Source organism: Alkalihalophilus sp. As8PL, assembly GCF_040939795.1.
Taxonomy (GTDB): domain Bacteria; phylum Bacillota; class Bacilli; order Bacillales; family Bacillaceae_D; genus Alkalihalophilus; species Alkalihalophilus lindianensis.
This window is the reverse complement of record NZ_CP162551.1, coordinates 878,307-891,075: the sequence shown is the minus strand read 5'-3', so window position 1 is coordinate 891,075 and position 12,769 is coordinate 878,307. Positions and strand designations below refer to the sequence as shown.

The 12,769-nt window shown below is 36.2% G+C and carries 5 protein-coding genes; all 5 read left to right on the top strand.

Features of this window, described 5'->3' with window-relative positions; genetic code table 11:
* Positions 1-10: 10 nt before the first annotated feature.
* The 5 genes from AB3N04_RS06105 to AB3N04_RS06085 all read left to right on the top strand — a co-directional run bounded on the left by AB3N04_RS06105 (position 11) and on the right by AB3N04_RS06085 (position 12,113).
* A complete protein-coding gene (locus AB3N04_RS06105; protein ID WP_368505211.1) occupies positions 11-1,834 on the top strand; it encodes a hypothetical protein in 1,824 nt (607 codons plus the stop codon).
* A gap of 510 nt (positions 1,835-2,344) precedes the next feature.
* On the top strand, positions 2,345-4,888 hold the full coding sequence (locus tag AB3N04_RS06100) for a DUF3578 domain-containing protein (protein ID WP_368505210.1): 2,544 nt from the start codon (positions 2,345-2,347) through the stop codon (positions 4,886-4,888).
* Complete coding sequence (locus tag AB3N04_RS06095) at positions 4,854-7,313, top strand: DUF2357 domain-containing protein (protein WP_368505209.1); 2,460 nt, start codon at positions 4,854-4,856, stop codon at positions 7,311-7,313. The genes AB3N04_RS06100 and AB3N04_RS06095 overlap by 35 nt, the downstream gene beginning before the upstream one ends.
* Positions 7,314-7,387: 74 nt before the next feature.
* Entirely contained in the window at positions 7,388-7,708 is a 321-nt protein-coding gene (locus AB3N04_RS06090) for a phosphoribosyl-ATP pyrophosphohydrolase (RefSeq protein WP_368505208.1), read from the top strand.
* A 907-nt stretch (positions 7,709-8,615) separates the two neighbouring features.
* Positions 8,616-12,113 (top strand): AAA domain-containing protein, encoded by a 3,498-nt coding sequence (locus AB3N04_RS06085; protein WP_368505207.1) that lies wholly within the window; start codon positions 8,616-8,618, stop codon positions 12,111-12,113.
* Positions 12,114-12,769 lie beyond the last annotated feature (656 nt).

Below are 12,769 nucleotides of genomic sequence, written 5' to 3'. Positions count from 1 at the left end.
GGTGATATTTATGGGAATATCATATGAGGATTTTATAAGTTGGGAGGTGTCCAACAAGATTACGTTTATTGAAGATTGGTTTTTTCAGGAAAGAAATTTAGAAAACATCTCAGAAAGAGATTTAAAGAAGTTTTTTAGAAAAATACTTGAAAATGAACAAGTGGGCTATATAAAAGTACTTGCTATTGAGACACTGATTTTTTTAACAACTCTAAATAAAATTAGAAAAGTATCTACACTAGACATGTTGTTAGACATAGAAAATGAAGATGATTCATTTGTAATTATTACTATGCTAAGGTACTTAACTATGTTCTTTGAAGAGCAGAATGACATCTTAGAAAAAATAGATAGCCTAAAAGGACACGAGGATCCAGAAGTATCTTCTGAAGCATATTTTAGATTAGGGCTATTAAAATTCTTAGAATGCAATACTTTTAATAATAAGGTAGAATATATAGATTCTTTAAATAAAAGTATACAATTGTTTAATTACTCAAGAAATCAAATTGAGAACAGGACAGATGCAGAATATTTTTATCACGTTACTAAATTTATAGAAGCTTTAGTTATAACAAATGAGAAGCAGATAGAGGAATCATATGAATCGTTATTTAATTCGTCATATACCAGACAAGCATTTCATATAAATGATAAATTACTGGCTGTAGAATATAAAATAAATAAGATTTTATATAATTTAAAGCATATTTTTGATTCAACAAATAGTCATCATGAATGGATAAATTTTTATAATGAATTCAACAAATTGTCTACCTATCACTATGAAATTATAGAATGTTCGCTTTCAGGAAACGAATTTCAAAAAAGGTTACTTTCTAAGCTAAAACATCAAATTAATGAGAATATTGCTCAAAATATGTATTTAAACAGCTTTCGCTATTATGAATCAAGAATTACCACAATATTAAATAGTTATAGTTCTGATCATAATTTAAATGTTTTTTTGAATTACCTTTTAGAGTTAGTTAGAAAAAAAGATAAAAAAAAAGATGAAATTGATGTAGTTGAAACTTGTGCAAAAATTGATAACCTTATACAAGGTTACACTAAAGAATCAAAAATTATAGAACTAATAAATAAATTTAAGACAACGCATGATATTGAAAATCTAGATGATATATTAAAGGTAATAGCACAGTACACGGAGTCAATACATGCAAATAATTTTGGTTACATTACTGGGTTTGATGTAGGAGAAGAAATATTTTACAGGTTATATAAATCTATAAGAACAGAGCTACCAAATTATGATAACGAAAAACTTCAAATATTTATGCAGATAATAGAAGAGGTTATAAGATATCTGATATTAACTGTTAGATATAAAAGGGATGAAGTGTTTGGCTATTTATATACCGAGAAGCATGGTGGAAAAGGAGATAGGGCTACCGAAAGAGATCTTCAAGATAGTTTACTTAAACATTTCCATTATTCGCCTATTGCTTATGGTGCATCAGAAGAAGAAAATAATTTTGCTGATGGTGGTAGAATAGATATAGTATATAAAATAAATAATTACACATTTCCAATCGAACTAAAAAAGACTAAACAAAAAATTTCTGTAGAAAGTATACAAGAGAAATACTTAGAACAAGTGCATTCTTATATTTACTCATATCAACAACTCGGGATATTTGTATTATTAGATTTAAATGAAAAAGATAAACCAGTGAATGATGTAAGAGAATTAGTTTATTTAGATCACTTAGAACCGCTTTATGATTTGAAAAATAAATATCCAAATAATATTGTAGTTGTGATTATTCCAGGCAATAAACCACTACCAAGCGATAAATCTACTTATAGATAAGGGTAATATTCACTCGCAAAATGGGTAGAAAATATCCGGGTTTAAGAGCTGTAATTTAAAAACTATTTATTAACAATCTAATCTTTGGTGAACGAGTTAAATACTGAATAAAGGTGTACAAACAATATTGAATGTAGTGAAAAAGCAAATAAACTTTTTATCTGCTTTTACACATCCAAATCATTTTACACAAATTTTACACATCACACCTCAAAAACCTTATAAACTCAATAACTATTAACCTATTTCGACCCCGACCACCGGTATCACTACATTAGTTAATCAAGAGCCAATGCTTAGAGAAACCCTAACATTGGCTTTTTCATATTTTATCACTCTAGCCGGAAAGCCTAATTGTTTCAAAACTATCTACTAATACGAAATCATTTCCCTCTTTTAAACATAATTAATTAGATCAATGTTAAATGAGTTGAATTACCTATAAATAACGTAATAATTAACATACAGGGTGCTTTAACAATATTAAATTAAGAAGGTGAGCAATTAAGCGTGCTTAATATAATTAAGTTAATACTCTCTCAAAAAAACACTATTAAATCTATCCTATCAAATGACCATTTTAAAGTTGAGCCTCAAAATGAAGGGGAAATCGAGGTTTTTACCTCAGACATCTCAAGCTTCGCTTTAACTCATGAAGCAATACTTACTAAATTCAAAGAGTTTCAAGAACGCCGTACATATTACTTATCTAAAATAGATAACACTCTATCTGATGTTTTTATAGCTAGCTTCTTCGCTTACTTTCCTTTTATATCTAAGGTAGAAGATAGTGACAATGCAACTTTAACGTTCAAAGAATTTAACACCGACGACCTTCCCTCTGAGCAGCCTAGTAAGGTTATTGTATTTTTAGAGGAGATCATAAAAGGAACCTATACACCTTCTACTCTGAGTAAAGACCTTCATCAAGATAATAACTTATATCGTGTGAAGACAAGAGCAAGACAAGACTTACGCATGTTAGGTTTTTTAGATGATTCCCATCAAAAAGTAGATAATTTATTTCAACAATATAAAGATGCTGCAGATAAGAAACTTTTCTTAAGAAACCTTCTTCTAAACAATGAATATTTCAATGATACGTTGCAGGTACTGAAGTTATTAGAAGGTGAACACCCTCGCGAAAAAAGAAAAAACCTATTAGAAATTGCTATGTTAATAGTGAGGAATTCAAAAGGGACTAATTTAATGGTGGCTTCTGTAGGTACTGATCGTATCCGTTACTTAGTCAATTGGCTGGAATATACGAATCTAGTTGCATCGGATCTTAACCCAATCGACTACAACCCATACATGAAGGAGCAAACCACCGTGCAAACCAATCTCTACACCCTTTTCAAAAGAATTATGAATGAATACCTCACTTCAAGACAACAGCCATTTGGTGGTCATCCTTTAGGTAGTGTGGTTCGGAAAGAGGTTCGGGGTGAGATCGAGAAGCTACCTTTTATCAACGAGGATTATAGTGTAGGAGGTTCTGTTGGGCAAGGTAATTGGGCGGTTATACCATGGATTGCGATTATGAATAAAAAGGTTACTTCTTCCACACAACGGGGCTACTATATTGTGTACTTGTTTAGTGAAGAGATGGATCGTCTCTATTTAACGTTAGCTCAAGGGGTGACAGAAACGACTCCAGCTAAGATGGCTGAAGTCAAACAAGAGATCCGTGAATTAATCGACATGGATCCTAGAGTCAAGAAGGATGATGAGATTCATTTAGGAGTTTCAAAGAAAGCACGCGCGTATGCTGAGTCAACTGCTGCCTACATCGAATACTCTGCCAACGACCTCCCCCCAGAAGAAGTACTAGTAGAGGATCTACATAACATGGTTCGTTATTATGAGGAATACATTGCGTTGTCTGAGAGTTCACCTACTATTTATGGTAAAGACATAGAAAACTCTAACCAGGTACATGAGCATGCCGCTCTATCGATTCCAGAAGCAGTTGATCATATCCATTCCTACATATCGAGTAAAGGGTTTTATTATGAAAGAGAAGAAGTGATTAATCTTTATTTATCGTTGAAGACAAAGCCGTTTGTGATTCTTTCTGGAATTTCTGGAACCGGGAAGACGATGATGGTGCGTTGGTTTGCAGAGAGTGTGGGGGCGACGGAGAAGAATGGTCGTTTTGCGCTGATTCCTGTTCGGCCCGATTGGAGTGATGGCTCTGATTTATTAGGGTACATCGATATCAAAGGGGAGTTTAAAGAGGGCCCTTTAACAAATGTGCTTAAGCAAGCAATGAGTGATCCGACTAATCCGTATTTTGTCTTGTTAGATGAAATGAATTTAGCGCGGGTGGAGCATTATTTTAGTGACTTGTTAAGTGTCATGGAAAGTAAGCAGTGGAGGAACGGCGTGCAAGTCACATCGAATGTATTACCTGTAGAAGTAGCGGGCACAGAGGTGTATCTTCCTTCAAATGTCTACTTAATCGGAACCGTTAATATGGACGAGACGACTCACCCTTTTAGTAAGAAGGTGTTAGACCGGGCCAATACGCTTGAATTCAACCGGGTTCAATTGGATCATTTAGCTTTCTTAAAGGATCAACAAGAAAAGGCTGCGATGGTCTTGCATAATGACAAATTTGCCTCAGAGTACCTCCAATTAAAAGATCTTTACGTGAAGGAGCCAGAACTAGTTGAAGAAGTGACCAGTATTTTGGTGCGAATCAATTCTATTTTACAGTTCAATGGATCACATATTGGCTACCGTGTTCGTGATGAAGTCTGTTTCTATGTGGCATACAGCCAATCTCATAACCTTTTAAGTTTTGATGAAGCCATTGATAATAGCTTGCTGCAAAAGATCCTACCGAGACTTGCTGGAAGTGATACACGAATTGAACGTGCCCTAAAGAATTTATTTACCATCTTTACGAATAAAGAAGTAACTGACACGCAGGATGTCACGCTATCAGATATCCAAGATGCCAAGTACCCGAAAAGTGCAGAGAAGGTATTGGAGATGCTGAGGAGGTTAGAGGATGATGGCTTCACTTCCTTCTGGATCAGCTCCTAAGGAAGTTGAGCTGGTCGTCATTGAGACAGAGTATTTTTCATTAGTGATCAAAGGAAAGCCGTATCACCAGAGATATGAAGGCTTGAAACAATATCAGCAGCTTGATATGCATGATGTGATGGAGTTTGCTGCTTTTGGTGAGGCAGTTGAGAAGGTATTGGTTTATGATGTGGAACAGCAATGTCTCTCTCCTTATATGAATCAACGTCCAATCTTCTTTGAAAATAGTGCGTACCAAGTGCTCGTCTCACCTAAAAAGAGTGATGACTTATCGTTTTATCATGAGCATTCAACGCTTAGAAAAGCGATTAGTCGTGTTGAGATTGGCGGGTCCTATTTATTAATGGGGAACCTGAACTTTCAAAATGAAGTAGGACTATCCACATTCGAGATTCGTAGTGAAGCGAAGGTGCTGCTCACAGTGACGATGGAGGTGTATCCTTCAAAGCTTGATTACAAGGAAGATTATAAGCGGTTGATTGATGAAGTAAATGATGAGATCTATAACCTATCCTATCATTTTCTAAAGAAGACGTACTTAGGAGCCCAAGTGAAATTGGATGGGCAGCCTTCTTTAGCGGAGTTTTATCGGTTGATCACTTATCATTTCAACTCGTTTATTCAAGCGTTAGGGAGAATTGAGCGCCAACCTCATCATAAGCTTGAGAAATCCTATGAAAAGGTGAGAGGGGACAAGCTGAAGCGGCTTGATTCACGTGCAAGAAGCTACCTTCGGAAGAACCCCCAAGTCTTTGTGGATACGGTAAATGGGATTCCTGTTTCAGATCGTATGGTGATGCCAAGTAAGGGGTTAAACGTCCGAAAAGAGTTAATCTATGATACGCCTGAAAATCGCTATGTGAAGTGGATGACGCTTCGATTGATGGATAAGCTCTCGTTTCTTCAGCAAAAGCTCACGGGAAATGCATGGAGACAGGTCGAGTGGGATGAAGAACTGCTACATGAAGTAGAGGCAATGATTAAAAAGCTGAGTGGCAAGATGAAAAATCCTTTCTGGAAAGGGATTCAAGAGCCTAGAGAACCTAGCATGAGCTTAGTGATGCAGATGGCTCCTGGGTACCGAGATGCCTTTCAAATTTATTTGACGGTCTCAAAAGGACTGGCCCTACAAGGGAAGCACTATCAAATGTCGGTGAAGGATGTAGCTGAGCTATATGAGTATTGGACGTTTCTAAAGCTTGGTCAAATTCTTCGCAAAAACTATCAGCAGGTGAGTCAGGATATCGTCAAAGTAAGTCGCAGTGGACTGTTTATAAGGTTGGACACAAACCAATCGGCCAAAAGAGTGTTCAAGCATCCAGTTACAGATGAGCGGATTACGTTGATTTATCAAAAGACGAAACGGAATCCCACCACCACTCAAAAGCCGGACACGATGCTAAGCATTGAGAAGAAGGGCAGAGACTATCAATTCAATTACGTATTTGATGCGAAATATCGAATTGATTTTGCGGTAGAAGAAAGCTATTATCAGCGACGCTACAAGCAGCCTGGTCCACTTGAAGATGATATCAATACGATGCACCGCTACAGAGACTCGATTGTCGCAAAGTCAAATGGCCCTTATGAACGAACAGCCTTTGGAGCGTATGTATTATTTCCGTTAGGTTCAGAAGAGACCTATCAGGATCATCATTTCTATAAGAGCATTAATGAAGTGAATATTGGCGGACTGCCTTTTCTACCTTCTGCGACGAACTTGGTGGAGCAATTTGTGCGGAACTTGATTGAGAAGAGTCCTGAAGAGATTCAAGAGGAAGGTATCCTCCCCATTGGTATACAGGGGGAGTGGGAATCGTCAGTAGATGAAAGAGTGCTAATCGGAGTCGTTTCAACAGAGGAAGAATACATCTTATGTATGCAGGAAGCTCGTTTCACTCTAGCAGCTACTCATTTAAAAAGAGGGTGGCAAGAGGCGAAGTATCTCGCACTTTATGTCAGTCAAACGACTCAACGAGAGAATGGCGTTGTGTGCTATGGCGAAATAAAGGAAGTGAATGTTTTAGAAAACCATGTACAATTTACAGTCAGAGCTTGGGTAAATCTAAAGCAAGTGATCAAGCCTGTGAATTATGGGATTGCTGGGAGCTTGTTGACGACATTAACTCAACTGAAGGGCGCAACTGAACTACCAGAGTTATTTATGAAATCCACAGAAGAAGTAGCCATCTGGAGGATGTTAAGAAGGGTATCAGATCGAATAAAGGTCGAACTCGACTCACTCGATGTAAACGAAGCAAGACAAGTCGATTATTTCCATTTTAAGGATATCTCTGTGGAGATGAATACGGTGGAGGAGGAAGTGGCCTTTGTAAGGGGTAATGAGAGGCAAGTCGTGGAGTATAGGGACCTTAAAGAAAAGCCTTCGTCGGTGTTTAAGGTGATGGTTGGGTTGCTTTCTTAAGCATTATAGTTAATACAAAGAACTACATGTCCTTAATGGCATGTAGTTCTACTTTTAAAGGAAAGGTGATCGCTGTGCCTACATATAACAAGCTAGTAAGAGATCGTATTCCTGAAATCATTGAAAGAAGTGGGAAAGGTTTTCGAACAGAAATACTAGATACACAAGGCTATGACCAACAATTACGAGAGAAGCTTAAAGAAGAAATGAATGAATTGCTTGAAGCGACTTCTCGTAAAGACGTCGTTGAAGAAATGGCTGATTTGTTAGAAGTTGTTTATGCACTCGGTTCGATTCATGGTGTTCAGCCGGATGAGATTCAGCAAGTAAGAATGAGAAAGCAGTCAGAACGTGGTGGATTTAGTGATCGAATCTTTTTAATTGATGTAGAGTGATAACTGCCCTTGAAATGAACAACCTCTAACATAATAATTAACATTAAATTCCAAAAAAAGTGCACCGATAAACGATAGACCGTTTACCACTAACCTAATTAACTTTTGTATTGCGTAGTAGACTGATTCTGCGCAATAAAGATTTTCATTTTTTAGATAACTTTCCGAAACAAAGTTAAATAGTTGGTAAAGTAAATAATTTTTTATAAATACCCCCTTTAAGTAGAATTTCACATTGAAGTCATTGGATTTGTCCTGTTTAGCTTCCAATAGCAGGAATTTGAAGAGAGATTTTGATTGATTTGATATAATGGAAAAAGAGGAAAAACATTCAAATTAGAATTTATCAGGCATTTGCAGAAAAGATTATTTACATAATCAATAGTAACGTTAAATTCGTATTTTAGGAATTATAGGTATTTTTATTGCTTCAATTGTTTTATAGCTTTTTCTGGTGGTGGTTAATCGAAAAGTCACAAGAGTGAAGCACAGACAACATCAGGTTCGTTAAATCTGTTTCGGTTGATGGAGATAAAGATTATTCACCTCAGAATTAATCACTGTAAATTCATCTCACCTTATGCAACAGAGATATTCATAAACTTGGATTTGTAGATACCGATATAGTATAAACAAAGGAAGGTTTGAGATTCACACCAATGAAGCACCAAAAATGGGTATAATACTAAATTAACAAATTTCAATTTGTCTAATATATAAAGGATAATAGAGTTGAGCAAGCGCTTGTTCTGCCAGATGGGAATGAGATAAAAACTGAAAATGATTGTAAATATTAGGATAATAACAGAGAAGAGTGAAAATACACTATTTTTTTAAGATATTATTAAAAGAAAAATGTCACAACAGTAAGTAATAGTAGTGATTTTTTCAGTTTAGGAGAGTAGAAATGACAAACATAGAGAAGAAGAAAGTACTTGAAATACTTGATTATTGGAAGACGATAGAACTTTTAAATCAAGTAGATATTCCACAGGATAGTGAAGACAATAAGAAAGTAGTAAAAAAGATTAAAAAAGGTGAACCGATTGATAGCAGATTGGAAAAGATTTCAATGTTTACCAGTCTAAAAGTGCCTTCGGTTGATCTTTCTGATAAATTAACAACCGACAAGGAGAAATTTTCTCGATTTCCTGGCGAGGGCACAGATTTATCATTCCTTTTTGGTAGAATTAAAAGAAATGACATGGTTGATTATCTTGCTAAATTTGTGAAAAATCATGATGAGCAGCCAGACATAGCCTATCCGAAAAGAAGCGAGATTGCATGGTTCTCATTTAAAACTGATTCGGAAGGCATTTATCAGAAGAATTCATTCCAGCTATCTCCACTTTTGTGGGCTATCTCTGTATGGAATAAAAAAGTCAATGGATTTTCTTTGAACTCGATTGATTATGATGATGAGACCAGAAAGTATGACAGTTGGCTTCAGGAAGCAGAAGAGTTATTTGCTGTATTGCCTTCTGTATTTTCAGATATTCATAATTCATATGTGAAGACAATAACGCCGGAACTTGCTACTGATTATATAGGACTCTTTATCTATGACAGATACAAAAGTGATGAGGCAAAGGACAAAGACGAAAATCCAGAAGACTATGCAAGTTTAGGTAAGAGCTTTTTTTTGAATGATATCGTTTTGCTCATAGATGAAATCAAATCAGGAAAATTTGGAGAAGGTTCTGATTATGAGCGTAAAGTGATAAATTATATTTTGTCTGCACATAATAAAACTGCAGGAATTATTCCAGAAAATTATATATCTATTTCTCCAATGGAAGAACGTCAGAAGATGATGAATTTCTTTCAAAATACCCTTAATATCAAAAATGCTCCACTAGGAAAGTGGCCTGCTAAATTCATGCCTGCTCTTATGCAACAGGTGGCAGTAAATCTTGCGATAGATGAAAAAGCAGACACGGAAGTATTTTCTGTTAATGGTCCTCCTGGCACCGGAAAGACAACTCTTCTCAAAGAAATCGTATCTAGCAATATAGTAAAAAGAGCTGAGCTGTTAGCGGAAGCGGCACATTCAGATCCAGACGATGCTTATGAGAGGTGTTCATTTACACAGGGACCGTTGGTTAGTAAGGGATATTTTAAGTATGCACCATCTTATTTCAAGCTAAAGAATGATAAAATCAATCAATATGGAATGTTAGTAGCATCATGTAATAATTCGGCCGTTGAAAATATCACTGCAGACCTTCCTAAAAGTGATGACATACTCAAGAGTCTTGAACCTTCAAAAGATGATGATGTATCGGTGGCGTCAGGATTGAATGAAGTTCATGATTTGTTTGATGTCGAAAAATCAGAAGATATTGAGCAAATAAAGATATCTGGTGAAATAAAAGAAGTGCGTGATATTTATTTCACGCGGTATGCTAATAAACTCCTAAATAGAAATGACTGCTGGGGTCTTGTATCAGCTCCATTTGGAAAACGTGCAAATATAAACAAGTACTGTGTATCTGTACTTAAAGAGTTTATTAACGATTATAATCTTAACAATGTGCGTGAGAAACATCGAAAGAAATATGTAGAGCAGAGAGAATGCTTTCTTAAACAGCTTAAGGTTGTAAAGAAACTTGAGAAAGAGTTGGAAATCCTGTGCGACTATTCAAATTTTTTGCCATTGACTAATGAGAATATTTCTGAGGATGATCTCGATAGAAAAATAAAAGAAAATTATGCATATGTAATGGAACTTGAGGAATCAAGACCTAGGGGATTGTTCGGAAGATTGAAGAAAGATTCTACACGAGACAATTTAATATCAGAGAAAAAGATTGAGATCGAAGTTTTGAAAAAGCAAAAAGACGGTCTTTCAAAAATTGCTAGCTATCATAATCTTTTAAGCAGACATAGCGAAGGGGCTGAGAAGCTCACTCCAATTGATTCATCTTTTATGGATGGATATGCATCGCTTGATGAGAGCGCATCAACGTGGGCACAGGTTATAAATCCTTGGTTTACAGAGCAATACAACAGGGAACGTGAAAAGCTGTTCTTGTATGCTTGTAAACTTCATAAGGAATTTGTAATTTCCTCTAAATCATTTAGACAAAATGTAATTAATCTTTTGATCGCATGGGATATGTATGATGATTGTGATGAACGTATGGGTGAGAAAGACAGAATAGATGCCTTCCCAGCATTGATTCAGAATATATTTCTCATTACCCCGGTTATATCAACTACATTTGCGTCTGCACAGACCTTCTTACGTGATATAAAGCGTCCGGGTACACTTGGAACGCTTATAGTGGATGAAGCAGGGCAGGCACAACCTCAGATGGCGGTTGGAGCTTTGATGCGATGCAGAAGAGCTATAATTGTTGGGGATCCTAAGCAAATTGAGCCGGTGGTGACAGAAGAAACAGACATGATTAAAAGTCTTCTTACATCTGATTTACTTACACCATATAAGGACAAGAAAATATCTGTACAAGGTTTTGCAGATAACATTAATAGCTATGGCACTTTTCTCGGAGAAGATGAAGAAAAAGAGTGGGTTGGATGTCCGCTTACTGTACATAGACGTTGTATAGACCCAATGTATAGCATATCAAATCACCTTTCTTATGATGACACTATGAAACAGCAGACAGCGCCACCAAAGGAAAACGCTGTGAAGTCCTTTATCTTGGATAAGTCATATTGGATAAATGTTAAAGGTGAGGAACAGTCCGGAAATAAGAACCGTTATGTACCGTCACAAGGTCAGATTGTACTAAAGCTTCTCGAAGAAAAATTCAAGAAAGACAGTAGTGATATACCGAAATTGTTTATTATTACACCATTCACATCCGTGAAGAAGGGAATGATGGATACACTAAGCAAATCTGATTTCTATAAACGTGAACCGCGTGTAAGCAAATGGTTAAAAGATAAAAATATCGGAACTGTTCATACATTCCAAGGACAAGGAACAGATGAAGTAATATTCTTGCTTGGTTGCGATAAATCATCTGTAAAAGCGGCAAACTGGGTAAATAAAAATATTGTGAATGTGGCAGCCACAAGAGCTAAATACCGTTTATATATTATAGGAGATAAGGAAATATGGAGTTGTAAGCCTGTGAAAGTTGCACGCGATACAGTTAATAATGAGATATCATTGGATAATTTGATGACAATGCTATCATGTTTTGAAAATACAGAGTCTGTTCTGGCACCTGCAATTCAAACTGCTGAAGTCAAAAAAATGGAATATACAACACGAGAAAAGAAGCGCGAGGTAGCGACTTTATCGGGAAACATATCAAAGGTCTGCCCGAAATGTGGAAAATCGCTTGTAGAACGAAAAGGTGAGTATGGAGTTTTTTATGGATGTAAAGAGTTTCCTAAGTGTAGCTATAGTAAAAAGAAAGCTATCCATTAAGACTTCTCTATATGTTTGTTCCAACGTAGACATACCAAATGAACTCTCGTGCCATGCGGTATGCGGGAAATAATCTCTTAAAATAATGTTTCAAAAATTGCAATTACTGCACAGTACAACGATAATATTCACTAATAATAAGCCACCATTGTCGCTATAGAGTAAGCGGTAAGCTTAATCCCTCCGTACAGAGGATTAGGCTTTTTTGACTTCATAACCTTTGATGCTTCCTATTGGTAAGATTTTGACAGTAAGTGGTGATTTCTGTGACAACTACTGGTAAAAATGATACTGGTGGTACAGTTCTATGGCTGTAATCAGTAGTGGATGAGTAATAATCCATCTAGAGGAGCAACACAAATTACCTCTATCCGAATTCTAGTATGATGACGGAACCTCCCCCAATCCCTCCCACATTAGCAATTTTCTGAAACTATTGTATAATAAGAGAGTTAGGTTAAAAGCAGCTACGTAGGAGACGAGCGACCAGCTGATTCCTCGGGGGAAGAATCAGCTTTTTTGATTGACGTAGGTATTTTATTTTATATGCTCAGGGGGAATGAATAGTGGTTCTTAGAAAGATGCTGCCTTTACAAGTGATCTTCTAAGAGAAAGGGAGTGTTATCGTACATGGTAAGAGTGGTATTTGATCAGTT